At 58.9% G+C, this 25,601-nt stretch carries 18 protein-coding genes and 4 pseudogenes; 17 read left to right on the top strand and 5 right to left on the bottom strand.

What is annotated here, in order from left to right; translation table 11 throughout:
- Positions 1-201 precede the first annotated feature (201 nt).
- The 4 genes and pseudogenes from HTUR_RS28580 to HTUR_RS25915 all read left to right on the top strand — a co-directional run.
- On the top strand, positions 202-810 hold the full coding sequence (locus HTUR_RS28580) for an HTH domain-containing protein (protein WP_012945567.1): 609 nt from the start codon (positions 202-204) through the stop codon (positions 808-810).
- A 131-nt stretch (positions 811-941) separates the two neighbouring features.
- A pseudogene (locus HTUR_RS22080) lies at positions 942-1,771 on the top strand (IS5 family transposase).
- 245 nt (positions 1,772-2,016) lie between these two features.
- Positions 2,017-2,439 (top strand): VOC family protein, encoded by a 423-nt coding sequence (locus HTUR_RS22075; protein WP_012945566.1) that lies wholly within the window; start codon positions 2,017-2,019, stop codon positions 2,437-2,439.
- A 111-nt stretch (positions 2,440-2,550) separates the two neighbouring features.
- Positions 2,551-3,053 (top strand): annotated as a pseudogene (locus HTUR_RS25915) (hypothetical protein); the annotation flags it as partial.
- 253 nt (positions 3,054-3,306) lie between these two features.
- Here the strand turns inward: HTUR_RS25915 and HTUR_RS28695 are convergent.
- The gene (locus HTUR_RS28695) at positions 3,307-3,600 is read right to left on the bottom strand and encodes a HalOD1 output domain-containing protein (RefSeq protein ID WP_187291511.1); all 294 of its coding nucleotides are present in this window, start codon (positions 3,598-3,600) and stop codon (positions 3,307-3,309) included.
- Between the two features lie 887 nt (positions 3,601-4,487).
- On the opposite strand from HTUR_RS28695, the gene HTUR_RS25910 reads away from it, so the two are divergent.
- Both HTUR_RS25910 and HTUR_RS22055 read left to right on the top strand, forming a co-directional pair.
- Positions 4,488-5,488, top strand: a protein-coding gene (locus HTUR_RS25910) for an IS630 family transposase (protein WP_085943686.1) whose coding sequence is annotated in 2 segments (ribosomal slippage) — positions 4,488-4,980 and positions 4,980-5,488 — 1,002 coding nt in all. Because the reading frame shifts where the segments join, the coding sequence is not laid out codon by codon here.
- A 125-nt stretch (positions 5,489-5,613) separates the two neighbouring features.
- A complete protein-coding gene (locus HTUR_RS22055) occupies positions 5,614-5,892 on the top strand; it encodes a hypothetical protein (RefSeq protein WP_012945562.1) in 279 nt (92 codons plus the stop codon).
- A 48-nt stretch (positions 5,893-5,940) separates the two neighbouring features.
- On the opposite strand, the gene HTUR_RS22050 is transcribed toward HTUR_RS22055, so the two are convergent.
- Entirely contained in the window at positions 5,941-6,246 is a 306-nt protein-coding gene (locus tag HTUR_RS22050; protein ID WP_148225448.1) for a DUF7344 domain-containing protein, read from the bottom strand.
- A gap of 261 nt (positions 6,247-6,507) precedes the next feature.
- On the opposite strand from HTUR_RS22050, the pseudogene HTUR_RS28690 reads away from it, so the two are divergent.
- Together HTUR_RS28690 and HTUR_RS25905 are read left to right on the top strand one after the other, a co-directional pair.
- Positions 6,508-6,592, top strand: a pseudogene (locus HTUR_RS28690) (IS6 family transposase); the annotation flags it as partial.
- A 105-nt stretch (positions 6,593-6,697) separates the two neighbouring features.
- Positions 6,698-7,112, top strand: a pseudogene (locus HTUR_RS25905) (DDE-type integrase/transposase/recombinase); the annotation flags it as partial.
- 75 nt (positions 7,113-7,187) lie between these two features.
- On the opposite strand, the gene HTUR_RS28575 reads toward HTUR_RS25905, so the two are convergent.
- A complete protein-coding gene (locus tag HTUR_RS28575) occupies positions 7,188-7,586 on the bottom strand; it encodes a hypothetical protein (protein WP_049942036.1) in 399 nt (132 codons plus the stop codon).
- A gap of 2,169 nt (positions 7,587-9,755) precedes the next feature.
- On the opposite strand from HTUR_RS28575, the gene HTUR_RS22040 reads away from it, so the two are divergent.
- From HTUR_RS22040 to gfo6, 8 genes are all read left to right on the top strand, one after another.
- A complete protein-coding gene (locus HTUR_RS22040) occupies positions 9,756-11,288 on the top strand; it encodes a family 43 glycosylhydrolase (protein ID WP_012945559.1) in 1,533 nt (510 codons plus the stop codon).
- Between the two features lie 279 nt (positions 11,289-11,567).
- Positions 11,568-12,440 carry a fumarylacetoacetate hydrolase family protein gene (locus HTUR_RS22035; RefSeq protein WP_012945558.1) on the top strand — a complete coding sequence of 291 codons (873 nt, stop codon included), beginning with the start codon at positions 11,568-11,570 and terminating at the stop codon, positions 12,438-12,440.
- 207 nt (positions 12,441-12,647) lie between these two features.
- The gene (locus tag HTUR_RS22030; RefSeq protein ID WP_012945557.1) at positions 12,648-13,931 is read left to right on the top strand and encodes an ABC transporter substrate-binding protein; all 1,284 of its coding nucleotides are present in this window, start codon (positions 12,648-12,650) and stop codon (positions 13,929-13,931) included.
- Between the two features lie 73 nt (positions 13,932-14,004).
- Positions 14,005-14,970 carry a carbohydrate ABC transporter permease gene (locus HTUR_RS22025; RefSeq protein ID WP_012945556.1) on the top strand — a complete coding sequence of 322 codons (966 nt, stop codon included), beginning with the start codon at positions 14,005-14,007 and terminating at the stop codon, positions 14,968-14,970.
- Positions 14,971-14,972: 2 nt separating this feature from the next.
- The gene (locus HTUR_RS22020; RefSeq protein WP_012945555.1) at positions 14,973-15,905 is read left to right on the top strand and encodes a carbohydrate ABC transporter permease; all 933 of its coding nucleotides are present in this window, start codon (positions 14,973-14,975) and stop codon (positions 15,903-15,905) included.
- Between the two features lie 3 nt (positions 15,906-15,908).
- Positions 15,909-17,054: an ABC transporter ATP-binding protein gene (locus HTUR_RS22015; RefSeq protein ID WP_012945554.1), complete on the top strand. Its 1,146-nt coding sequence runs from the start codon at positions 15,909-15,911 to the stop codon at positions 17,052-17,054.
- Position 17,055: 1 nt separating this feature from the next.
- Positions 17,056-18,201: an ABC transporter ATP-binding protein gene (locus tag HTUR_RS22010; protein ID WP_012945553.1), complete on the top strand. Its 1,146-nt coding sequence runs from the start codon at positions 17,056-17,058 to the stop codon at positions 18,199-18,201.
- Positions 18,202-18,924: 723 nt separating this feature from the next.
- A complete protein-coding gene (gfo6, locus tag HTUR_RS22005; protein WP_012945552.1) occupies positions 18,925-19,998 on the top strand; it encodes a D-xylose 1-dehydrogenase Gfo6 in 1,074 nt (357 codons plus the stop codon).
- Positions 19,999-20,118: 120 nt separating this feature from the next.
- Here the strand turns inward: gfo6 and HTUR_RS22000 are convergent, their stop codons facing one another.
- Positions 20,119-21,630, bottom strand: a complete 1,512-nt coding sequence (locus HTUR_RS22000) for a family 43 glycosylhydrolase (RefSeq protein WP_012945551.1) — start codon at positions 21,628-21,630, stop codon at positions 20,119-20,121.
- A 519-nt stretch (positions 21,631-22,149) separates the two neighbouring features.
- Here HTUR_RS22000 and HTUR_RS21995 point away from each other — a divergent pair.
- Complete coding sequence (locus tag HTUR_RS21995; RefSeq protein WP_226377562.1) at positions 22,150-24,567, top strand: alpha-L-arabinofuranosidase; 2,418 nt, start codon at positions 22,150-22,152, stop codon at positions 24,565-24,567.
- A gap of 155 nt (positions 24,568-24,722) precedes the next feature.
- Here the strand turns inward: HTUR_RS21995 and HTUR_RS21990 are convergent, their stop codons facing one another.
- Positions 24,723-25,550 carry an SDR family NAD(P)-dependent oxidoreductase gene (locus HTUR_RS21990; protein WP_012945549.1) on the bottom strand — a complete coding sequence of 276 codons (828 nt, stop codon included), beginning with the start codon at positions 25,548-25,550 and terminating at the stop codon, positions 24,723-24,725.
- Positions 25,551-25,601: the final 51 nt, after the last annotated feature.

The raw sequence follows: 25,601 nt of genomic DNA, 5'->3' as shown, positions 1-25,601 counted from the left end.
CCAATCGCCCAACTATGATTCGATGGCCCGTATTTCCCTTAATGCTGCAACGGTCAGTACTCTCTCTGCACTGAACGGCAACTACATATGCAAACCAGCCCATTTACCAGATATTTGATTATCCGAGACAATCATTTTATACCGGACCAACCGTTATCTAGCCACGGGATGTAAGCCTCTTATCCCCTTCGTGGGAGTCCCATGAACATTCATGCCAACGAACTGACCGTAGAGGTGTATGTCCGTCCGGACGGACTAGTTGAGCCAATCGACAGCAAAATCGACACGTTACACCAGCTTGACTCTGCGGATCATATTGACAACCTGGTGATACACGCGTGGCCGGCAGCAATCACGCTCACAGACCAAATACCCTACAGCGACGCGATCGATGCGTTTGAACAGATGGAAATGTGGGTCGGTAAACACGGGGGCAGCATCCAACCGCCGTTCAGCGTTCGGACTTCCACGTCCACCTTTACGAACGAAATACAGACCACGCTCCGAACTCCAATGATGTGTCTTGCTGTATACGTTGGAGAGCAATTGGCGAACGTCTTCCCACACTCATGGGGTGACGATCACCACGGAGTAATGGACGCGATTGCAGCCCTCAGAACGGACGACCTTGAGCTGTTCCCGTATGCCCCTGACTCGGCTGCACCACCCCCGAGCCACTGCCCAGACTGCAATACCCAACTGATGAACGTACAGGGAATCGGTGTATGTCAGTGTTGTGATCGAGTCGAAGTCGGCACCATGCCTCATCACGACCGAAGTCAGCGGTCACAGCTTACGCTCCGACCGTGAGCTAAGAATACCCCTTCCCAGTGATGATTTCCGTAATTTGGTGCTCAATAGATGCCCTGGGCCGTGTTTGGACGCTAGTAATATTGCCTCTATGTCGGGAATTCTGGGAAATGAAGCGAGCACAGGTGGATGTGCACTCCAAACTGGCCCGCTTCACCGAACGATGCGTCGAATTGTCTCAAAAAGCTGTCGGAAGCGGTTCGAAAGAACCTCTCAGTAAAGGAAAAGATGGCTACGCTGATTGGGTGATCGTAGCGATCCATGGTCTCCGAGAATACCTCGATCACTCCTACCGACAGTTGCTAGATATTCTTCGAGAAATGCCTGCTATTGTCGCCAAACTCGGCCTTGCACCGGATGAGTTGCCGGACTTCACCACCGTTTGTGCTCGAAAACAAGATCTCAAAATGCCCGTCTGGCGGATGCTGTTGCAGCTGTCGGCGAAACTATTCGATACCGGAGAGGTTCAAGCAATCGACTCAACCAGCATCGCTTATCGCTCGTCTAGCCATAACTACGCAAAGCGCGTTAAAGGGACGTTTGAGTCGGTCAAAACCACTATTCTTGTAGACTGTTCTACGCGAGCTATTCTCGATGTACACTGCTCGATGAACCTTCCACATGACACGCAGATTGCGTGGCAAGTCCTGAAAAGGACCTAAGCAACGTAGATACTGTCGTCGCTGATAAAGGATTTGATTGGGATGAACTTCGACAGATGCTGCGAAGCGAGGGAATTAGACCGGTGATCAAGCATCGTGAGTTCTACTCACTCGACGCCGCACACAATGCTCGGATTGATGATGAAACCTACCATCAACGGTCTATCGCAGAATCGATATTTTTCGCGTTACGCAAGCGATTCGGTTCAACACTTAAGGCAAGAACGTGGTTTGGACAGTTCCGAGAGCTCGTCCTTAAGGCCGCTGTCAGAAACATTGAACAATCTCTCAGGGCCTAACTCGTCTGATTTCGCGCGTCTAAACAAGACCCAGGGCGCGTATCGGTCACCGGTTCGGACTTGGATGGGGGTTACTTGAGGCGCTCAGTACAGGTGAACTACGAATCATTTGGTACAGTGAACACGATCGATAGCTCTCTTAATACTCTGGCTCGCCTTCGTGTTGCCAGAGAAAGGTATATCTCGCCACCAGTCCATTCTCTACGGTGCTGGAAACCGTCAGTCCAGAACAGGCGAGTCCGCTTATGGAACCACGAATTACCGTCATCACGTTGGGAGTCAGCGACCTCGAAACGTCACTCGACTTTTACCACGAAGGTTTGGGTTGGCCGACGGAGGGTATAGTCGGAACTGAATTTGAAGGGGGAGCTGTTGCTTTCTTCCCGTTGAATAATGGCTTGCAGCTTGCACTTTACCCGAAACAGCAAATCGCAGAAGACGCGAACGTTGAGGAGGCAGCACCCAGTTCTACAGAATTCACCCTCGGCCACAACGTTGCGTCGAAAGAAGCAGTCGATGCCGTACTGAAGACAGCGGACGAAGCAGGCGCAAAAATCACCGACCCGCCACGTGACCGTGAATGGGGCGGATATTCGGGCCACTTCCTTGACCCAGACGACCACCTGTGGGAAGTAGTCTGGAATCCGCAGTTCGAGATCGAAGAATAGGCATCAACTTGACCACGCGCTCTCAGGCCACATTCACTGATATATTTGCCTACTCGGCACCGTCTAGTTAGCGCGGTTTGAGAAGTGAGCAGATCGTGGAGTTGAGTTGGAATGATGCTCGCAGACCTGCTCAGCGAGTGCTACGCGACGGAATTTGATGAAGCTTGGGAGCGTGAGCGGACGGCGACGCCCGTCAGGGTGTTCGCCGTCCGCCTCCACGCGACCGGGTGTTCGCTTCGAGAGACACAAACGATTCTTCGCTTGCTCGGCGTTGAACGCTCTCACCAAGCAATCTGGCACTGGGTACAGCGGCTGGCTGACAGCGTCTCAGACCCGCCGACGTCCACGAGAGCAAAGCTCTCGTGCGGCCCATCAGAACGCGAAGCGTTCTGAGGACGGCGAAGCCGTCGCGGGTCGCTATTGATAAAACCACTGTCAAAACCAACAGCGACTGGTCTTGGGTATATGCTACAATGGATCTCGACTCACGGCTGATTCTCGATGTCGCAGTGTTCGGACAACGAGTCACTGATCCAGCCGCTGCGTTCCTGCATAAATTGACCGAGAAACACGATCTCTCCGAGGCTGTGTTCCTTTGTCGCTCATTTTTTTACACCTTTCTTACGCGATAACTTTTACAAAGAGAGAGGAAAAATGAGTATGGAAAGTGCTGTTTGCCCGAACTGTGGGATGGAAAATTTCAGCATCTTGCTTGAACAGGGGGTAAAGTTGAACTCGAATGTGTTAATTGTAATCAAAAGTGGATTGCTGGTATTGACCCTCCGAATTCTGAGGAAGAATGACATCTAACGAGGTTGGATCTCTCTCAATCGGCGATCTGCGGACTGAGAGTGGAACGGCTATTGTTTAGCCATTCGGGAGATCGGAAACACAAATTTCGACTCCGTCACCAATGTCTCGTAGAAAGACTTGAGAATTACTAACGGCAAACGATACTGTTACAGCAGCCTCCTGATTGGATTGGAACAACGTATTGAGTGCTGACGGGTTTATGCTATCGTACAGTCTGAACTCACGTTCCATCAAATTGGCATTCTCGTACTCTGCAACCGCCTCTACAATCGCAATGCTCAGACTGCGGTTCTCGTCAGTTGTGTAGATGTGATGGCATTCGTCTTCGGACGATCGGGGAGTGGACATACTATATGAATCGCCCAGCCCTCTGTGGATAGTCCTACACGTAGCGCTTGCAAGTCTAACCGACTTTCTGCAATACAGGTAATTACTGCTCCGGTGGTGATGGAAAGGGGTAATTAGCCCCCTTCGTATGCTACTACGCAGCCAATCGAGGCGCAGATATAGTTGGTAGCCGGTGGACCGATCTGCCTCCAGCCAGTGTCATCCGGAAGCAGATCAAGTGGAACCACGCTACTCAGTCGCATAGTAGTTGTCCAATCTTTGCATAGTGGTTTGAGAATCAGGAGCCACAGTATATTTTATGATACTATTCCACCGAAATCGAGCAGCATCCCTTGTCTGCGGAGCGCTTTATTCGCACGTGTATTGAACGGATAGTTCGCTCCAGATTGGGTGAAAAGAACGTCATGCGGATCCTTCTATGAGACCCTCAGTCCCCTACTGCTGTCGAGTTCATGAGTGATCTCGAGTCCACATGATCTGCTGTTACTGGAACCACGGTGTTTCGCACAAGACGGCACCCAACTAGTGCGGTCACGATGGCACCCAGATGGCGCGTCGATACTGGCACCTCACTGGTGCTCTCGTGCGGTTTACATTGGTCACCCCCGTCTCATCACACCGGCACCCTAGTCGTGCGTGGGACGGTTGGCACCCCGGCAGTGCATCCCTTCTAGCTTCCGCTGACCGTCGTCACCGGTCTGAACGCCGCCATCACTAACGATCGTCGAGTCGGTCTGGGTATCGGTAGCGTCGTCACCACGATTGAGTCGCTTACCGTCGAGTTCCTTTTCCGACATACGGATGGATACGCAGTACAGCGCATTATACTCTGATGGTAGCTATAGTACCCGTTAGAAATTTCTACTCAGAGAACGTTGCTAAATGCAGTGGATCATCTCGACGAGATCTCCGTCGAGGAATTGCAAGATGCCCTCGACAACGTGGAAGGAAAGAAGCCGACACAACGGCTTTTGGTAGCAATAGCGTACAAAAACGGTGTTACGCAGACTGAACTAGCCGAGTGGTACGACGTTCAACGACGGACGATCTATAGTTGGCTCAAACGACTCGACACTAACGAGTCGCTTGAGCAGGCCGTTACTGATGCTCACCGATCTGGGAGAAAGAGAAAGCTCTCAGAAAAAGAGCAAGAAGAGTTCGAAAACGTTGTCCACGACTCACCCGAAGAAGTTGGATTCGACGCGCCGGCGTGGACGCCGGCGCTCGTCCAGCAGTATCTCGAGGAAGCCTACGATGTGGAATACTCAATCCCGAGTTGCCGGCGGTTGCTGAAAGAAGCGGGATTGAGCTATCAAAAACCGCGCCGCTCAGCCGCTGAAGCCGACGAAGATGAACAAGATGAGTTCCACGATGAGCTCAAAAAAAGCGGCGGGAGATGGACGCCACAGTAGTCTGTATCGATCAAACCAAGAAATCCGTGCAAGTTGAGCCGCGTGCCGCGTGGTTTCCCCGCGGCACGCGGCCGTCTGTCGAATTATCTGGCCAACGCGACTGGACGTGTTTGCTGGGCGCGATCACCGAACACGGTGATCGCTTTTTCGCTCGATTTGAAGAGTACGTGACCGCCGCCCACGCCAAACATTTCATTCTCGCGTTATGCAAAGAGTTCGAAGGTGATTTGATTATTGTGTTGGATGGAGCGCCGTATTTTCAGGCGTCGGCCGTCACGGACCTTACGGCCCGTAACGACCTCGCCTTCGTGACGCTGCCATCGTACTCACCAGAGCTAAATCCTGTCGAAGAGTGCTGGAGACAGCTACAAGCGGCACTCAGCAACCGCTTCTTTAAGTCACTCGACGAACTCACAACAGCGATTGATACAGCTCTTGATCATCTCTCTGTACCAAATATGAGTAATTATTTCTAATTCCTACTATAGCACAGGGCAAGATCGGTACTAGTGGACAGTAGCAGCGGATGTTCTTTTCTTCGATACGGGAATAGAGTTAAGCCGGATGGTAGTGTCTTCTCCATATAGAGGTGATCTGATATATGTCAATGGTCGACGATCCACGCCCACCGCTCCCCGACTGGGTGACGGACGCCTATACTGTCACCGAGACCTCTATCACGGAGACAGCCGGCGATAGCAGCCAAAGCGTGGCGCCAGCGATCAACCGTGACCAGGCCGTCGACGTACTCTGTGCGGACGAAGACCTGGCGCTCGAACCCGACGATGCCGAATATGCGCTGACGCGGCTACTCAATCGGGGCTACTTCTACGCGGTCGACGGCGAACTCCGGATCACCACCCCACCTGGCGAAGACTGACCACTCGCTGCGTGTCCAGAGCGTAGGGGCGGCACCGACCCCGACCAGTCATGGCCAGTCGACTGGTAGTTCATCCGCGTTCTCCTCGAACACTTCCAGCACCGGCTTGATCTGCTCGAATTGCGGGCCTTTCTCGACCACGTGCTGCTCCCGATCCCACGTGATGAATCCGGCCACCTCTAACCGTGGCAGGTGATTATGATACATCTCGACTTGGAGATCCGCTAACTGCTCACCGTCGACCTGCACACCTTCCGGTGTCTGCACTGCTTCCTGCGGATTGTGTTCCAGAAGGCCGATCAACAACTGCCGACGATGTCCATTCGCTAACGCTGCCATGATCTCGTCGAGCATATCCCATATACAGCGAAAAACCATGAAGGTTCTTGGCAGGATTAGGCAAGCTATTGCATAGATATTTGCTAGTAACTACATATATTCAGGTTTTCAGTACTGTCTAGTTAGCGCAGTTTGAGAAGCGAGCAGGTCGTAGAGCTAGTGTGGCTATGTCGCTCGCAGACCCGCTCAGCGAATGCTACACGGCGGAATTTGATGAATATTAGGAGCGTGAGCGGACGGGTATTCGCTTCGAGAGACATAAGCGATTCTTCGCCTCTCAGCGTTGAACGCTCTCACCAAGCAATCTGCACTGGGTACATCGGCTGGCAGACAGCGTTCCAGACCCGCCGGCGTCCACGAGATTGAAGCTCTCGTGCGGTCTCTTGGAGCGCTTTGCGCTCCAATGGTCGGCGAATCGAAGATTCGCCTCGACAGCAGAACGTGGAGCGTTCTGAGGGCGGTGAAGCCGTCGCGGGTCGCTATTGATGAAACTGCTGTCAAGATCAACGGCGAATGGTCTTGGCCATATACTGCAATAGTCCATGACTCGCGGCTAATTCTCGATATCGCAGTGTTCGGACGACGAGGCACTGATCCAGCCGCTGCGTTTCTGCATAAATTGACCAGAAACACGATCTCTCCAAGGCTGTGTTTCTTGCCGATGGTTACGACTATCTGACTGCCCTCTCTCGGTTCAGGTTGAGGGGTCAGCCCGACTATGTCGATCGAAATCTGATCGAAAGTGGTTTTATACCTTCAAAATGCGTGTCGACTGCTTCCATCACTCGTGGGCGGGCAGTCGGGCGAGTGTACAAGAATATCTTGAACAGTTCGAACACTACTATAACACACAGCGACCGCACCAGTCACTCAACGGATAGACGCCAGCGGAGGTGCTAAACTAGACAGTGCCCCTCGATGTTATCTAACAGACAGATAACTGCAGTGAACCCACGCTAGCGAACCAGCACCTCGACGTCCACCGTAGGGGACGAGATAGTCGTGTTTCCCCTCGAGTTCGAGATTGGCTTCCTCACAGAGCCGGCGCATGACTCGACGAGCACCATCGGTGTTGATCGAAGACGGCGCCAACTCGTGCTCATAGGGGCTTCGAATATCTCGGCCTGTCCAGTAAGATCGTCGACGAAGGTTTCGATCTTGTTTTCTGACCAGCTGTGCTCGTCGTGGAGTCTCGTCCGGAGCGTTTTGTACAGCGTCGGGAGGTGGAATGTCGGGAAGACCGGCCGCTTGTCGATCACTGGCCCGAAAAGGTCTTTGTAGCGTCTCATCGGAGTAACTGCCTGTTTCGTCAGCGACCGATCGGACCAGTCCTGCTTCTTCGCGAAGACGGTCATCCTCTGATCTTCGAAGAAGACGTCGGCCCACCGAAGCCCGTTCCGCCGGTCTTCTTTCGGATCCGCAAAGATCTCTCCGCCTCGAACGCCAGAGTAACAGAGACGTAGACAAGGGCCCGATCGCGGTATTCTTTGATCGCACCGAACCCTTTCTCATCAGCAGCGTCGTGATCTTGTTTGTCGACATGACGGGTGATCAGTAACCAATGTTCGTCCGTCCAAGCCTGTTGGTCTCCTGACCCGCGTCTGTTGTTTTCTGGAAGCGGCTCCTTTGCGACGTTTCGCTATGCGTAGTTTGCCTCGAGGAAGCCTTCGCGAACCACCATCTAGTGTAGGTGCTTACCTAAGCGTAGTAGGTTCGAATAGTCTCGAACGGCTGTTTCGAGCCAGCTGAGAAAGTCCTTGATGCAGTCGAGATTTCGGCGGTAGTTCCCGCTCTCTTGGCCCCTTTCGCCTTTCAGCGGAGGAATTCCGCGAGTAGTTCTCCGACTGACGTCGATTCAAAATTCATGCGCGAACCCCCTCGAAAAGCCGGTCTCATGCCGGATTCATCGATCGCGATTCCCGGAGGGGACGGACCCGCGCAAAAACACACTTGATTATTGAGCTAATCAAGTGTACCCTCGACCTGATCAGTTTTCACTGGTATCAATGGTTTGGACCGCTGTAACAGGGACATAGCCGTTGATAAATTTTATATCGCTATATAAAATGGCGGGCATCGAATCACTGTCTCAATTGCTCGCAACCGGTTCTCTCCGCACGAACTCCCTTCTTTGGGCCACGGACTACGGGTAGTGCATCTATCGACGCGGCGGTTCGAATGATTCCTCTCGTCGCGGACCGGAAAGAGACGGCTGGCGCTCAGTTTGTCAGTTTGGGGCGACCCAATCCAAACGGTCACTGACGTCGGCGATTTGACTATCCGACTCTCGTCTCCTCGTCTGTCGGTTGCGGTCTCGAGACGGACGAATCGTTAGTCGGCACCGCGTCGCGGTGGATGTCCGCAGTGTGGGCAACTCGAGGGGTGCTGTCGGAGCACGATCAGTTGGGAACAGCGGGAGCACTTGTACTCCATACCGGCGGAAACATCGGCAATCACTAAAGCGTTACTACGACGATCGTCGTATTCCAAGTAATTCACCGGTGAGTGGACACCTGAGTGCCGGCCAACGATGTCACCGTTCACAACGGCTGACAGTGACGCAGTACGGCTACTGAGCGGAGCGTGAATACGTGCGTGATGCTCCAGACGTCCGTTGATATCGTCCGTGAGGCAGTCACGACTCCGTGTGGTATTCATCCGGTCAGTCGTTGCTGACTTCGACATCCGGAAGCAAGCGACGACGGTCAGCAAATAGGGTCGTCGGAACATCGGCTCGATGAGCTACGACTGCATGGTGTTCGTGAGTACGATGAGATGTACACCGATCTTCGACGACCCTACCGGAGGGGCTCAGCGAACACCTATGAACATGCCGGTTCTCGGTCTGTCCCGCTGATCGGTCGGCTCGAGCGAGTCAGTCTGGAATAGTCGTCGGGTTGTGTCGATATCGAGGGACCGAGTATGCGTTTCGACCCCGTGGCGCCAGTTCGATATCGTAGCCAGCGAAACGCTTACACGTACTCGCCTACACTTGCAGTGAATTGCATTCTATGTCTTGGAACGACTATCCAGTATAAGGCGATAACAACGTGATTTCGTCTGGGCACGTATCGAATCCGCTAGCGTTGATATCGCCTTCGCTCTGATTGGCCACTGAACGGTAGCGATGCTCTATTACGTGTATACGATTGTAAAAGCCGGTACTGTCGTCGAGAGTATCGACCGTTATTGGCCGGCACATCGGACTTCGCCGATCTACTGTGGTTCCGACTAAAGCGCGCTGTGAGGCGCCCGATCTCTCACGTAATTCGACATCGTGTTTCCTATTTGATTGATATCGTGTAGCACAGGACATGGTGTATCACTCACTATTATTCTCCAGAGGAGAACGACACTTACTGATGGGGAATGTATCGGTACTCTATTAGCGAATCCGTTTCTCTCCACTCGCTGGTGAAGGCTTGAAACAGAGGATTATTCTTTTACAATAATTGTAATATATAATAATTCATGGTATTAATTACAAGTATCTATAAATATCTGCATGAGTGATGTCGACTCGCATGACGGATAGTCATGATTGCGGTGATCCGAATCGACGTACCGTGCTGCAAGCGATCGGCGCCGGCGCGATCGGTACTGCGGGCGCGCTCGGGGGTAGCGGATTGGGGAGTGCCGACCACGGCGGCGAGCATTACTATAACCCGCTGTACGAACCGCACTTTCCGGATCCGGAAGTTCACCGCGCTGACGACGGTACGTGGTGGGCCTACGGGACGAACATGAACCGGGAAAATACCGACGACGAACTCCTCGTTCCGGTCCTCTCCTCGACGGATCTGGTGAACTGGACCTACGAGGGCGAGGCGTTCGACGCGCGACCCGGTTGGACCGAGGGCTCGATCTGGGCACCCAACATCCACTACTACAACGACGAGTGGATCATGTTCTACTCGCTCGAGCCGCGTCCGTGGGAGAGCGGCGAGTTCGGTATCGGCCTCGCGACGTCCGACACGCCGAGGGGACCGTTTACCGATCACGGACAAGTCATCGGTGACAGCGACACGGGCGGCGGAACCATCGACGCCTACTTCGTCGAGTATCAGGGGACGCCGTACCTCTTCTGGGGGAGCTTCCAGGGGATCTACGTCGCGGAACTGACGCCCGACCTGCGGGACGTCGATATGGCGACGGTCACGCAGGTCGCCGGCGACGCCTACGAGGGAACGATCCACTACGAGCGCAATGGGTACCACTATCTGTTCGTTTCGACCGGAACCTGCTGTGAAGGGCACAGCAGCACGTACGAGTACGAAGTCGGCCGGTCGACGGACTTCTTCGGGCCGTACGTCGATCAGAACGGCATCGACTTGATGGAGTACAACGAGTATAACCAGGGGACGCCGGTCCTCACCGGTACCGATCGGTTCCCGGGCGCAGCACACGGCGACATCACGACGTACGACGACGGCTCGGAATGGCTGCTCTATCACGCGTACGACGCGACCGATCCGGAGTTCATCGACGGCGTCCCGCGGCGCGTGCTCATGATGGACCGGATCGACTGGGAGAACGGCTGGCCGGTGATCGGCTGCGACGGGACGCCGAGCGAGGTCTCCCCGGTACCGGGTAGCGGCACACACTGCGGCGATAACGGCGGCGACGGACCGCTTTCCGCGGGAACGTACCGAATCTCGAACGTCAATAGCGGTCTACTGCTGGAGGTGGGGGACGCGGACACCACCGAGGGAGCGACCGTCAATCAGTGGTCGGATACCGGTCATCCGTGCCAGGAGTGGGAGCTCATCGAGCACGACGACGGGACCTACCGACTGGAGAACGTTCACTCCGGACACGTGCTGTCGGTCGCAGACGGTTCGACGAGCGAGGGGGCCAGTTTGGTCCAGCGCGCCTGGGGGGACGCCGCCGATCAGCGCTGGCGTCTCATCGAGGGCGACGGCTCGTATCGACTCGAGAACGGCGCCAGCGGGTACGTCGCGGACGTGCTAGAGGCGTCGACCGACGACGGCGCCGACGTCGTCCAGTGGAGTTGGCTGGACGGCGATAACCAGCGGTGGAACTTCGACCCAGTCTGATCGGTCGAGCAGCGCCGAGCCAGCCGTCGTCCCGTCGAACCCCCGTGCGATCCGGGACGCTGCGCTCTGCGGGGAGTAGACCTGTTTCAGACGGCCTCGCCACCTCGTGGTGGCGATCGGCGTGAACCAAACGCTGATGGCTCGAGGCGAACGCCGTCGAACGGACGAACTGAGCCGACGACGGGTGTAGAGAGCCGTTTCTCACGGTTCGCTCTCGCGTACCGATTCGAGGAGCACGGCACCAGAGCTAATATCGTCGGGTAGAAAGGACGTAGCGACATGCGTTACTACCAGCTCCACGAGGGGAACGCCCCCCGTCTCGTCGTGAAAACGGAGGGATCGCTGTACGATCTCACCGCGGCAACGGACCAGCTACGGACGTTCGAGGACCTCCTTCGGGCGGCGGCGATCGCGAAGGAATCGATCGATACGATCGCCGACCGACTGTGCGAGGATGCGACCGTTCTCTCGTCGGACGTCTTGGACGAAACGCCCCCGTCGGCGCCCGTTTCGTCGGGCGAGGTGTGGGCGGCAGGCGTCACGTACCGTATCAGCGAGGAGGCGCGCAAAGCCGAAAGCGGGATGCCGGAGATGTATCTCGACGTCTACGAGAGCGACCGTCCGGAGGTGTTCTTCAAGGCGACGCCGAGCAGAACCGTCGGTTCCGACGAGAGCGTCGGCATCCGCGGCGACTCCGAGTGGGACGTCCCCGAACCGGAGCTGGGGGTCGTCCTCTTCGAGGACGAGATCGTCGGCTACACGGTCGGCAACGACATGAGCAGTCGCTCGATCGAGGGCGAGAACCCGCTCTATCTCCCCCAGGCGAAAGTGTACGACAAGTGCTGTTCGATCGGCCCGTGCATCCGTTCGGCCGAGTCGATCGACGATCCGCACGATCTCGAGATGTGGATGACGATCAGCCGCGACGGCGAGGTCCTGTACGACGAGTCGACGCGAACGAACGAGATGGAGCGTTCCGTCGAGGAGCTGGTGGACTGCCACGTTGCCCACGACGCCGTCCCTGACGTTTCGGTCCTCCTCACCGGAACGTCGCTGGTTCCCGATGAGGGGTTCACGCTTCGGGAGGGCGACGAGGTCAGTATCGGCCTCGAGGAGATCGGGACGCTCTCGAACACCGTCGTCGAAGTCTGAGCGAACGACGTCGACGAACGTCGGGTAACTAGTCCAGCCGATCCAATCGGCGGCCCGCGTCGTCGTGATCTCGTTCGACCCTTGCGCGTTTTAATCTGCAATTCACGAAAGATCGCCGATGAGGCGCTCCTATTTGCATCTACGCTCGAGTTAGAATACGTCCAATTCGGTAATTTTATTAATGTGTGTGGAAATCTGCCGATTAGCATGGTCGAGAATGACAAACTGACTAATGGACTCGATAGACGAACGTATCTCAGTGGGATTGCGGCGGGTGCTGTGGCCGGATTAGCGGGCTGTACCGATAGCGAAGACGACGGACTCGAAGTGCTCCACGGCTGGACCGGCGGTGACGGGGCGGCTGCGATCGAGACGCTCACCGAGGCGTTCAAGGAGCAACACTCCGATATCGACGGAACCTTCGAAGCCGTCGGCGGCGACGGGAACGTCGAACTGAATACGGCCGTCCTGCAGCGGTTGACGAACGAGAACCCGATGAGTTCGTTCGCCAACTGGCCGGGCAACAATCTCAAGCGGTACGAAGGCGTCCTCATGGATCTCGAGGAGGACGTCTGGGAGGCCGACGGACTGAAGGACAACATCCAGGAGCGTGCCGTCGAACTCTGTACGTACAACGACAAGATGCCGGCGGTCCCGGTCGGCTCACACCGGATGAACAACCTGTTCTACAACACGGCCGCCTTCGACGAGGCGGGGATCAATGCGGAGGACCTCGGGAGTATGTCCGACCTCATGGACGCCCTCGAGACGATCGATCAGGACACCGATTACATCCCGTTCGCTCACGGGATGCGGTCAGCGTTCCTCGGCTTGCAGACGTGGGTTCAGATCCTCTCGAGCCAGTCCGGAGTCGACGCCTACATGGACTTTATCGAGGGCAACGGCGACAGGGACGCGGTGATCGACGCGCTGGAAACGCTCCAGGAGATCCAGGAGAACTATATCTCCGACGACGCATCGTCGATCGGCTACACGCAGGCCGCGCAGAAACTGATCGCCGGCGAGGCCGCGTGTATTCACGGCGGAAACTGGCAGTACGGGATGTACCGATCCGACGAGTACGACGTCGAGTTCGGCGAGGACTGGGACTGGATCCCCTTCCCCGGAACCGAGGGGACGTACTTCTACCACCTCGACGCCTTCATCGCCCCCGGTGACAACCCGAGTCCGGAGGATACGATCGAGTGGCAGAAATTCGTCGGGACGGCGGAGGCACAGATCGAGTTCAACAATCTCAAGGGATCGGTACCGCTTCGAACGGACATCGACTCGAGCGAGTTGACGGACTTCCTGGCGATGACGTACGAGGACCTCCTCAATTCTGAGCGGTATCCGCCGACGCTCGCACACGGCCTCGCCGTCGAACCCCAACAGCAGAACGATTGTGAGGGTGCGATCGGCGATCACTTCATGGGTCCGTACGATGCCGATGCAGCCGCGGACGCCCTGCTCAATGCCGTCTCCGAATAACGAAACTCGTCCGCTATGAGATCGACACGCCACAACAACCGTATTAATATGAGAAACCGAAGGAAAAAGTCAGATGACAACACACGACACGACTGAAACTACGGAGACGGCGACGGGTCCGTCTGAGGAGCGGGTCGACTGGCAGACAAAACTCCGGTATTTCCTCAACAGCGACTTCGTTCGGTCGTCGCCGTACTGGGGGATTCCGTTTCTCCTCATGGGGATCGCGGTGTACGGCGGGATCGGCTACAACCTCGCGATTTCCTTTACGGACTACGCGGGAATCGCCCGACCGTCGTTTTCCAGCCTCGATCTGGAGATGTACCGTAGAGCGCTTGCGGACGGATCGTTCCGGGCCGCTGCGTTCCAAAACTTCGTCCTGCTCGTCGGTTTCACGTCGATCTCGCTGGGGCTTGGACTGTTCCTCGCGGTCCTCCTCGATTACGGAATCAGATACAAGGAGACGATCCAGACGATCTACCTCCTCCCGATGGCCCTCTCGTTCGTCGTGACGGCACAGCTCTGGTTGTGGATGTACAGCCCTGGGAGCAACGGGATGTTGAACGTTCTCGTAACGACGTTCGGGTTCGAACCGATCGATTGGTTGGGTAACCCCAAACTCTCACTCGCAGCCGTGATCTTCGCGCTGGTCTGGCAGTTCAGCGGCTACGCGATGGTCGTCTTTCTGGCCGGCCTCCAGTCGCTCCCGTCGGACCAGTTCGAAGCGGCGAAAGTCGACGGCGCGAGCACGACCAAGACGTACGTTCGGATCATTATTCCGCAACTCAAGCAAGCGTCCGTCGGCGCCGCCGTCGTCCTGATGTTATTCGCCCTCAAGGCGTTCGACTTCCTGTACGCGATCACCGGCAACTACCGGCCGCCGAACGGAACCGATATCCTGGCGACGCTGATGGTTCGCGAAGCGTTCCAGTACGGACAGTGGGCCTACGGTGCGGCGATCGCGACGATGCTGCTCTTACTGTCGCTCGCCGTCATCGCGCCGTATCTCATCTTCCAGCACCGACAGGGGTCGCTCTGACAATGTCACAATCAACATCCGACACCGCCCTCGATGTCGCATCGGTCGTCGAAGACGTCAACCTCAGACGGATCGGCCACTACACGATAATCATCCTCTTCCTCGGGTTCTTTCTCCTCCCACTGATAACGGGGATCATGACGGCGCTAAAAACGAGCAACGCCGTCGCCAACACGCTCCCGTTCATGCCGCCGCTGGGTGACGGCTTCACGCTGGCCAACCTCGAGTACGCGTTCGGCCGACTCTCGCACGCGTTCGTCAACTCGTTGCTGATGGCGATTCCGGCGACGATCATCAACGTGTTGCTCGCGAGTATGGCGGCGTTCGGGCTCACGATGGTCCGATGGCGCGGCCAGCTGGGGATTCTGGTCCTGTTCCTGATCGGGATCTTCGTCCCGTACCAGGCCGTGCTGGTGCCGCTGGCGCGGTTCTGGAACAACATCTTCCCGATCGCGGACATGCTGGAGCCGCTGTTTTCCATCGTGCCGCTGATCCAGGGCTACCACTCGGCTCTCGTGCCGCTGATCGTCACACACGTCGCCTACGGGATCCCGATCTGTATGCTCCTGTTCCGATCGTATTACCAGAGCCTCCCGAACTCGCTGGTCGAGGCGGCCAAAATCGACGGTGCGAGCATCACCAAGATCTATCGACGCATCATTCTGCCGATCTCGAAACCGATGTTCGGCGTCGTCTTCATCTACCAGTTCACCCAGATTTACAACGAGTTCCTGTTCTCGTTTACCCTGGTTACGAGCGCGAATTCGTCAGAAGCGCCGATCACGCTGATCATTCCGACGGTCGGGGCGTCGACGTCCGGAATCGACTTCGGAATTCGGATGGCGGCGGCGTTCCTCGCGGCACTGCCGACGATCATCCTGTACGTCGCGTTCGCCGAGCAGTTCGCCAAAGGACTGGAAACGGAGAGTGCATAACTCATGGGACGAATTCAACTCGAGCAGCTGACGAAGCGATTCGGAGAGACGGTCGCCGTCGATGACGTGACGTTCGACATCGAGGACAGCGAATTTCTCGTGTTGGTCGGTCCCTCCGGCTGCGGGAAGTCGACGACGCTGCGGATGTTGGCCGGGCTCGAGACGCCGACGTCCGGGGAACTCTACATCGCCGGCGAGCACATGAACTATCGCGTTCCGCAGAACCGCGACATCGCGATGGTCTTCCAGGATTACGCCCTCTATCCGCACATGACTATCCGGGAGAACATTCGGTTCGGTCTGGAAGAGGAACCGGGGTACACCCCCGACGAGCGGGACGAGCGGGTCGAGGAGGTCGCCGAGACTCTCGGCATCGACGACTTGCTGGATCGCAAACCGGGCGAGCTCTCGGGCGGTCAGCAACAGCGGGTCGCGCTCGGGCGAGCGATCGTGCGCGATCCCGAGGTCTTCCTGATGGACGAGCCGCTCGCGAATCTCGACGCCAAACTCCGGACCCAGATGCGGACGGAACTCCAGCGCCTGCAGGAGGACTTGGACGTCACGACGGTCTACGTGACCCACAACCAGACGGAAGCCATGACGATGGGCGACCGGATCGCCGTGTTGAACGACGGGCGGCTCCAGCAGGTAGGCGAACCGCTCGAGCTCTATCACGCGCCCGAAAACCAGTTCGTGGCCGGCTTCATCGGCGAGCCCATGATGAACTTCCTCCACGGGAGTCGCTCCGAGAAGGGGTTCGCCGGCGAATACATCGAGTATCCGTTCGACGAGCGCCTCGAGCAGGCCGTCGGCGATACCGACGACCTCGTCCTCGGGATTCGACCCGAAGCAATCGACGTTCGCCACGCCGGCGAATCGGCGCTGGAGAGCCTCGGTCCGCACGAGTTCCGGATGACCGTCACTGTCACCGAGACTCACGGCGACCAGAACGTCGTGACCCTCACGCACGCCGAGGACGAGGCCAGCCACGACGCCATCCGTGCCGTCACCGACGGGATGCACATCGTCAACGCTGGCGAGTCGGTCATCGTCACCATCGAACCGGACGCCGTTCACGTCTTCGACGGCGAAACCGGCGAAGTGCTTCGTAACCGGCGGCTCGAAACCGCGCGCGAACTCACGATCTAACATGGCACGCTTAGAAATCGACGACGTAACCAAGGAGTACCGGAGCGGAGAGTCGAGCGTCGTTGCCGTTCAGGACATCTCCGTCGAGGTTCCCGACGGGGACTTCCTCGTCCTCGTCGGCCCCTCCGGCTGCGGGAAGTCGACGACGCTGCGGATGATCGCCGGCCTCGAGGAGATCACCGAAGGAGAGATCAGACTCGGCGGCCGAACGATAAACGACGTCTCGGCACAGGAACGGGACATCGCGATGGTCTTCCAGTCGTACGCGCTGTATCCCCACAAGACCGTCCGTTCGAACATGTCCTTCGGGCTCGAGGAATCGACGGAGCTCTCCGATTCCGCGATCGCCGAGACGGTCGAAGAGACGGCGGCGATGATGGGAATCGAGGACCTGCTCGACCGCAAGCCGGGCGAACTCTCGGGCGGCCAGCAACAGCGGGTCGCACTCGGCCGGGCCATCGTTCGCGACCCCGACGTCTTCCTCATGGACGAACCCCTCTCCAATCTCGACGCGAAGTTGCGCGCCGAGATGCGAACGGAACTCCAGCACCTGCAGGAACAACTGGACGTGACGACGGTCTACGTGACCCACGATCAGACGGAGGCGATGACGATGGGCGACCGGATCGCCGTCTTAAACGAGGGCGAACTCCAGCAAGTCGGCACCCCGCTCGAGTGTTACCACGAGCCGAACAACCTGTTCGTCGCGAGTTTCATCGGCGAGCCGTCGATGAACTTCTTCGACGGAACGCTCGAGAACGACGCGCTCGTCACCGACTACTTCGAGTATCCGTTGTCCCAGGAGTCGCGCCACGACCTCGAGTCGGGACGCGACCTCGTCCTCGGCATCCGACCGGAGGACGTCCGACTCGGCGATACCGAGCACAGCGACCGACAGCTCGAGGCCGAAGTCCTCGTCGTCGAGCCGATGGGGAACGAGAACATCATCCACCTACGGTTCGACGGGATGGCGGCCGATGACGAGTTCGTCGTGACGACCGAGGGAGTTCCGAACGTGAGCGCCGGCGACCGCGTCGACGTCGAGTTTCCCGAGTCGGCGATTCACCTCTTCGACGGCGCCAGCGGCGACGCGATTAAGAACCGGGATCTCTCGTTCACCGGGACGCCGAACGCGGTGCTGCCGTAGCGTCGGATCCCGTTCGGCGGGTGTCCCGCCGCGAGTGCGTGTGTAATCGGTCGGTGCGATCTCCTCAGCGGCGACGAGCAGTCCGACAGGCGTTCCACTATCTGCTTCAACAGCACGGCTCGTGTCGATCGGCTAGTTCTCCGGTAGCGACCTCCGTCCGTCGTCTCAGTCACGATCACTGTAGAGCCCGTTCGGGACGGGACAGCGCGGTTTGTCACGATCGATAAGAGGGAAATAGAATTACGGTCAACTCCTTTCAGGTCCCGTTCTCTATAACTGCTCTATAACTCTCGGTACTTCTTAGTAGCCGTTTCCGTCGATATCGGGCTCTCTCCGTCCGGCGGCCCATCTATTTACAGTCGTACTACTGTATTCATAGGCGACTATCTTCACCCTGTGATCGAACTACCGCGGTGAGAGGTACTGTCAGTGGCGTTCGCGAAAAAGAAGGAGGCACTCACGAATGCGAACACTGTTCTACATAGCAGAACTCTTGTGGTCCTCTATGCCGCTCCGATTTTGCGCTCGATTCCGAAAACTGATCCGGCTGCTGACCGGAGGCTACCGAATCTCGATCGGCGTCCCGGTCAGTCGCCTCGAGGCGCGCCCCTCGCCGTTCTCGAGTCGAGCTGACTGTCAGAAACCAGCGCGACGATACCGCTGTGTGCCCCGCTACACAGCCTCATCGGGCGTTTTTTATCGGATCGGAAACAACCGTCTGACATGCTCGACTGGATCGACAATTACGAAGAACGAACGTGGCAAACGACCGACGACGGAACCGTCCGATACGCCCTCATCGGGCTGGGCTGGTGGACGATCGACGTCGCGCTTCCGGCGATCGAATCCTCCGATCTGGGCGAGGTCACGGTCCTCGTCAGCAGTTCGACGGAGAAGGCCTCCCGACTCGCCGAGGAGAACGACGTCCCGGAAGGGATCAGCTACGACGAGTTCCACGACGGCGCGGCCAGCGACGAGTACGACGCCGTCTACATCGGGACGCCGAACGCCTACCACCTCGAGTACGCCGAGACCGCGGCCGAACTGGACAAGGCGATTCTGTGCGAGAAACCGATGGAATCGACCGTCGAGCGCGCCGAGTCGCTGGTCGAGACCTGCGAGTCGGCGGACGTGCCGCTGATGATCGCCTACCGGATGCACACCGATCCGGCGGTCCAGCGGGCGCGCGAGCTGATCGCGGACGGCTTTATCGGCGAGCCGGTGTCCGTTTACGGGCACAACAGCCAGCCGCTGCTCGAGATGATCCCCGATCCGGACCAGTGGCGCCTCGATCCCGACCTGAGCGGGTACGGGACGTCGGTGATGGATCTCGGCATCTACTCGATCAACACGACCCGATTCCTGCTCCGACGGGACCCCGTCAGCGTGCAGTCCCAGATGGTCTCGAACCACGAGGCGTTCGACGACGTGCCGGACGAGCGCTCCTCGTCGCTGTTCGTCTTCGAGGACGACGTCCAGATGATCTCGACGTCGAGCCAGAACGCCCACGAGGACACCCACCTCAAGATCACGGGGACGGAGGGTCAGATCGATCTCCGGCCCGCCTTCCACGGGGAGTGTTCGCTGCACCTCTCGCGGGGCGACGTCTCGGTCACGGTCGACCACGAGAGCTTCGACGCCGAACGCGAGATGGAAGAGGAGTTCGACTACTTCGCCGACCGCATCCTCGGCGACGGCGAGATCTACCCCGACGGCCGCCACGGCCTACAGGACATGCGGATCATCGAAGCCGTCCACGAGTCCGCCGAGCGGGGCGAACCGGTCGACATCGAGTGAGGCCGCACGAACCGGCGACCGGGAGACGGCGGTAGCCGGTCGGCGGGATGCTGTTCCGTTCGCTCGTCGCGATTGGAACTCTCTTCTTCGCCGGTGGTCGGGCGAGTGCGTCTCGACCCGTTACACCAGATCGAACGTCCACCGCTGGTTCGCGCCGCCGTTCCACGACCACTGGATGACGTCGGCACCGTCGTCCGTCGACGCACCGTTGACCTCGGCGACCTTGCCGCTGTTGGCGTTCTCGATGCGGTAGGTACCGTCACCGTTGTCGACGATGTGCCAGTCTTGGGTCGCGTGCCCGGTGTCGGCGTACTGCTGGACGGTCGCTCCGTCGCTCGTGTCGGCGCCGGCCACCTCCATGAGCTTCCCGCTGTTGACGTTTCGAAGGTGGAACGTCTCGTGGTCGTCCGTCTCGATTACGTCCCACTGCTGGCAGGCGTGTCCCGTATCGCTGTACTGCTGAACGTTGTCGCCGTCACTCGTTCCGGCGCTGGCGACCTCGAGGCGCTTGCCGCTGTTGACGTTCGTGATCGCGTAGGTCCCCTCGCTGATGCCGATACCGCTGGTGACGGCGCCGCAGTCGTAGCTGCCGGTGTTCGGCATCGGGCTCTGCGTGCTCGGCGTCCCGTCACAGGCGACGACCGGCCAGCCGTTCTCCCACTGGATTCGATCGATCATCATGATGCGGGTCTCCTGGTCCGCCGTGGCCTCGACGTGGTAGAGCATCCACCAGTCGCCGTTCTCGTCCTGGATCGCGGTGTTGTGACCCGGACCGGTGAACTCGTCCGTCCCGTTGAGGACCGACACGCCGCTGCGGTGCTCGTTCAGGTCGCGCAGGTCGGTCCCGTTCTGGTTGTAGTAGGGGCCGAAGAACGATTCGGAGCGGCCGACTTCGACCTCGTAGGTGCTGTCGTACCCCTCACAGCAGTGGCCAGTCGAGTAGAACAGGTAGTAGTAGCCGTTCTCTTCGATGACCATCGGGCCTTCGCGATTGTCACCCGCCAAGTGGAACGTCGTATCCGGGACGTAGTCCATCCCGTCGCTCGTGAGTTCGACGCCGTAGAACCCGTAGAAACTCCCCCAGATCATGTAGGGAGTGCCGTCGACGACGCGGAACTCCGAGTCGATGCAGTTGGTCATCCCGAGGTCTTCGGCCCTGAACACCGGCCCCTGATCCTCGAACGGACCGTCCGGTGTGTCCGAGAGCGCGACGCCGATCCCCGGATTGTCCTGGCTCCCCCACGTCGAGTAGGAGTAATAGAGGTAGTACTGGCCGTTGTAGTAGTTGATGTCGGGCGCCCAGACCCCGGCGTCCGGATCGTCCCGCCAGTCGGGGTAGCTGTCGAACGCCGAGTCGATGTACGTCCAGTCTACCAGATCGTCCGAGGTCGCGATCGGAACGATGTCCTCCGGCGTCTCGGTTCCGTACGCGTAGTAGGTTCCGTCGCCGGCCTGAATGACGGTTACGTCTCCGAACCCGACCGGTCCGACCGGATTGTGGTAATGCGTCGAACTCTCGTCGGCGACCGTCGTCCCGCTCGTCGCGATGACGCCCGCACCGAGCGCGCCGGCGCCGATCGTCTTCAGTACGCTTCGCCGATTCAACCCTGTGTGATCATGACTATCAACCATGCGGGAATAGCTATCTGTACCGGTGTATAATAATTTTTTGAAAATAGTGGCTCCAACAAGAACTGATGAGAAGGCTGACGGATCGTCGTCGTAATCTGCGGGCGTCGCGATGATCCGCGGACGACCGTGATCGGTCAACAGCGACCGGGACGAAGGCGACGACTCTCCGTCCTCGAGACGTTCCCCACCGAACTCGAGGCGGCTGATATCAACGTACAGACGGCGTAACCCACCAGAGGTGTAACTCTCGTCCGGTCGCTCACGGTCGCCGCGGCGCCCAGAGCGGGAAGAACGGCGTTTCGATAGAACGAATCGATTTCGCTGATCGGACCAATTATTCGAGACCAGACCGGTCGCACAGAACTCGCATGGCAGTCAGTCGAACACTGAGTCAACAGTGGTGGACAATCGGCGAAAAACTCCTTTAGAAGGAACGCACTTCAATAGTACATCTCTGATCTATCTCTAAATCAGATATTTTCGAAGAATATTTAATAAACGGCAATGAAGGATGTTTGCATGGTTCGTGGTAACAACCACAGGTCCGCTGGCAGTCGTACTGACGCCGATGACGGTAGCGGGATCGTCTCTCGCCGACGCTTTCTGACGCTCCAGTCGATGGTCGTGGCCGGGGCCGCGACCGGAACGGCGGCGGCCGATTCGCACACTGGAGCCGAATCCGGTGACGGCATCCGGAACACCGTCTCGCTGGACCTCTCGGAACGGACCGAAGACGAGGTGTCCGACCAGTTGTTCGGCCGGCTCTGCGAGCACTACGAGTCGGGGACGATTTACCCCGGCGTCTACTCCGAACACGTCAAGAACAACTCGTTCTATCCGAGAACGTGGTCGGAAGACGATTACTTCGGCCCGAAGACGCGCTTCGATCCCGAATCGATAGCACGCCACGAGAACGTCCCGTTCCCGTGGGAACCCGTCGATAACTCCGGGGTCTCTTTCGAGCAGCGCGAGGGCGGCGTCGCCGCCGTGGATACGACGAACTACCAGCGGGTCTCCCTCGAGGACGCCCGTGGAGGGATCTCACAGAAGATCGTCCTGCCAGACTTCCGCACGCTGGGCTACGACCTCTCGTTCTCGGTGCGCGGCGACGGTCTCGAGTCGGTCACCGCCGCCATCACGACGCTTGACGGTGAGACCCTCGCGACCGCCGACGTCGACGTCACCGACGACTGGACCCGCCACGAGCTCGCGCTCGAATTGAGCGAGGCCAGCGGCGATCAGTACGTCGCCGGCTCGGTCGCGAACGTCGACACCCCCTACGGGGAGTACGTCCTCGAGTTCACCGCCGAGGGAAGCGGTCACGTCGATCTCGACTGGATCACCCTCGGGGCCGACGACGCGATCAACGGCAAGTTCAACCCGTCGACCGTCGAGTTGATGCGAGAGCAGAACACGACCTGGCTGAAGTGGCCGGGCGGGAACTTCACGAGCCAGTACAACTGGCGCGACGGCATCGGTCCGCTCGACGAGCGGCCGATGCGCTTCAATCACGCGTGGGGCGGCGTCAATCCGAACTACTTCGGCATCGACGAGTACCTCGAGCTGTGCGAGATCGCCGACCTCACGCCGCGACTGACTATCGGCTGGTGGGACAACCCCGGCGAGTGGGCCTCGGAGCGCCAGATCCTCCCCGAAGACGCCGCCGACTGGGTCGAGTACTGTAACGGGTCGACGGAGACGGAGATGGGCGCGCTGCGCGCCGAGAACGGCCACCCGGAGCCGTACGACGTCAAACACTGGGAAGTCGGCAACGAGGTCTGGGGGCCGTGGCAGCGCGGCCACACCGCCGATCCCTCCGAGTACGCGAGCGGCTCCGAGGAGCGGATCGGGTTCAACGAGTACTACGACGCGATGATGGCAGTCGACGATTCCATTACCGTCCTCGCGGACGGGATGGATCCGGGCTACGACGAGGCGGAGACGCCGGATCCCGACGAGTGGAACGGGACGCTGTTCGAGGAGTCCGGAGACCGCATCGACGGGCTGGACCTCCACCGCTACAACTGGGGTATCGAGGACCAAGAGGCGCGAGACGCGTGGTTCGACGAGAACGACGCGGACGCCATCGACTACAACGAGGTGCTGGTCATGTTCCCGACGCAGTTCGGGGTGTTGATGGACGACCTCAGCGCCGAAGCCGCCGACGCGGGGATCGAGGACTTCCGGATCAACGTCGGCGAGTACGGGCTCTTTCCGTCGGTCAACGAGGGCGATCCGTACCCCGGCCCGGAGACGATGCCGGGCGGCTCCTATATCGCGGGCATGCTCAACTCGTTCATCCGGCAGAGCGAGACCGTCGTCGAGGCCTCTCAGACGTGGGTGCCCGTGCGCATGTTCCCGCCGGAGTTCACCGAGGCGCCGCCGGATCCGAACCCGCTGGCGCCGGCGGGATCGGTGTTCGGTCTCTACTCGGCGGTGTTCGAGACCAACGCCGAGTGGCACGCGGTCGATACCGAGATCGACGGCGACGGCCGTGACATCCCCGACACCGGACCGCGCATCGACCCCATGGAGGACGTTCCCTACGTCGACGCCGCCGCCATGCAGAACAAGCGGGGCAAAGAACTGTGCGTCTTCCTCACGAATCGGAACCTCCGGGAGCACGGCGAGGTCACGATCGATCTCCCCGAGAAGTACGCCGGCAAGTCTGTGGCGATCACTCGCCACCGCGCGACCGCGTCCGAGCGACCGCTTCCGCACGACTTCCAGGACTCGTGGGAGGAACCGGACGTCTACGCGGTGGACACCGCCATCGAATCAGTCGACCGTGACGGCTCGCTCACGCTCGAGGTCGGCCCTGCCTCGGTCGTCCGGTTACTCGTCGATAACGACCACGGACGTCCCGCGACGATCGGCGACGACGGCGTGTGGTCGGGGCTCAACGGTAACGAGTGCGACCGCCGTCCCCGAAAGTGACTGGGTCGCGGGCCGTCGCTGTCCGACCTGCTCGACGTAGACTGGTCTCGAGGCCGAGGGTCACACGACCGGTGAACGGCGCTCGTCTCGGCTGACGGCGAACGGTGGCCGCTCGGAATCCCGTTCCGGTCCGCAGAATCGACTAGAAGAACCGATTATAGGATCTGGTAGCCGCCGTCGACGTACAGGAGGTGGCCGGTGACGTAGTCGGCCTCGTCGGAGGCCAGGAAGAGGTACGATCCCGCGAGGTCTTCGGGGGTCCCCATGTGTCCCATCGGAATCTCGGGGTTGATCTCCTGGGCGTTGAGATCGGGGAGCTCCGCGTCGTTGTGGATGAACCCGTCGCCGAGCTCCCGGTCGAAATCGGGGTTGCCGGCGCCGAACGTGGTTTCGATGATCCCCGGCGCGACGGCGTTGACCCGGATGTCGTGGCGGGCGAGCTCGAGGGCCGCGACGCGGGTGAGCATCATGACCGCGCCCTTCGAGGCGTCGTACATCGAGTGGCCGACCTGCGCGTACTCGGAGCTGATCGAGGCTGTGTTCACGATCGAGCCCGGCTCTTCTCGCTCGAGCATGTCTCGAGCCGCCGCCCGACAGCCGGCGAAGACGCCGCGAACGTTGATCGCGAACACCTGATCGAACGCGTCGGCGTCGGTTTCGATGAGCGACGCCTCGCGGTAGATGCCGGCGTTGTTGACCATCACGTCGACGCCGCCGAACTCCCTGGCGGCTTCGACGACCGCGCCGACCTCCTCGGGGTCGGAGACGTCGGTCTCGACGAACTCCGCTCGGCCGCCGTTATCTTCGATGAGCTCGTGGGTCGGCGCCGACTCGTCGTCTTCTTTGGGCTGTTCGCGAATGTCCGCGACGATCACCGTCGCGTCGGCCTCGCCGAAGCGGCGAGCGACTTCGCGGCCGATACCGGACGTTCCGCCGGTCACGATCACGGTCTCGTCGGAGAAGTCGTACGTAATTGTTCCCATACGCTATCTGTCGACACCAGTCACTTAATTATTGCTTCAGGCGCTCGGAAG

It is taken from the genome of Haloterrigena turkmenica DSM 5511 (assembly GCF_000025325.1).
In the GTDB taxonomy this organism is placed as follows: domain Archaea; phylum Halobacteriota; class Halobacteria; order Halobacteriales; family Natrialbaceae; genus Haloterrigena; species Haloterrigena turkmenica.
The sequence above is the reverse complement of the archived record's forward strand: the minus strand, read 5'-3'. Positions and strand labels throughout refer to the sequence as shown.

What these genes read in the sequence shown, in the direction of transcription:
- HTUR_RS28580 (WP_012945567.1), top strand. Translation starts at nt 202, where the DNA reads ATGAACATTCATGCCAACGAACTGACCGTAGAGGTGTATGTCCGTCCG.
- HTUR_RS22075 (WP_012945566.1), top strand. Translation starts at nt 2,017, where the DNA reads ATGGAACCACGAATTACCGTCATCACGTTGGGAGTCAGCGACCTCGAA.
- HTUR_RS28695 (WP_187291511.1), bottom strand. Translation starts at nt 3,600, where the DNA reads ATGTCCACTCCCCGATCGTCCGAAGACGAATGCCATCACATCTACACA.
- HTUR_RS22055 (WP_012945562.1), top strand. Translation starts at nt 5,614, where the DNA reads ATGTCAATGGTCGACGATCCACGCCCACCGCTCCCCGACTGGGTGACG.
- HTUR_RS22050 (WP_148225448.1), bottom strand. Translation starts at nt 6,246, where the DNA reads ATGCTCGACGAGATCATGGCAGCGTTAGCGAATGGACATCGTCGGCAG.
- HTUR_RS28575 (WP_049942036.1), bottom strand. Translation starts at nt 7,586, where the DNA reads ATGACCGTCTTCGCGAAGAAGCAGGACTGGTCCGATCGGTCGCTGACG.
- HTUR_RS22040 (WP_012945559.1), top strand. Translation starts at nt 9,756, where the DNA reads ATGACGGATAGTCATGATTGCGGTGATCCGAATCGACGTACCGTGCTG.
- HTUR_RS22035 (WP_012945558.1), top strand. Translation starts at nt 11,568, where the DNA reads ATGCGTTACTACCAGCTCCACGAGGGGAACGCCCCCCGTCTCGTCGTG.
- HTUR_RS22030 (WP_012945557.1), top strand. Translation starts at nt 12,648, where the DNA reads ATGGTCGAGAATGACAAACTGACTAATGGACTCGATAGACGAACGTAT.
- HTUR_RS22025 (WP_012945556.1), top strand. Translation starts at nt 14,005, where the DNA reads ATGACAACACACGACACGACTGAAACTACGGAGACGGCGACGGGTCCG.
- HTUR_RS22020 (WP_012945555.1), top strand. Translation starts at nt 14,973, where the DNA reads ATGTCACAATCAACATCCGACACCGCCCTCGATGTCGCATCGGTCGTC.
- HTUR_RS22015 (WP_012945554.1), top strand. Translation starts at nt 15,909, where the DNA reads ATGGGACGAATTCAACTCGAGCAGCTGACGAAGCGATTCGGAGAGACG.
- HTUR_RS22010 (WP_012945553.1), top strand. Translation starts at nt 17,056, where the DNA reads ATGGCACGCTTAGAAATCGACGACGTAACCAAGGAGTACCGGAGCGGA.
- gfo6 (WP_012945552.1), top strand. Translation starts at nt 18,925, where the DNA reads ATGCTCGACTGGATCGACAATTACGAAGAACGAACGTGGCAAACGACC.
- HTUR_RS22000 (WP_012945551.1), bottom strand. Translation starts at nt 21,630, where the DNA reads ATGGTTGATAGTCATGATCACACAGGGTTGAATCGGCGAAGCGTACTG.
- HTUR_RS21995 (WP_226377562.1), top strand. Translation starts at nt 22,150, where the DNA reads ATGGTTCGTGGTAACAACCACAGGTCCGCTGGCAGTCGTACTGACGCC.
- HTUR_RS21990 (WP_012945549.1), bottom strand. Translation starts at nt 25,550, where the DNA reads ATGGGAACAATTACGTACGACTTCTCCGACGAGACCGTGATCGTGACC.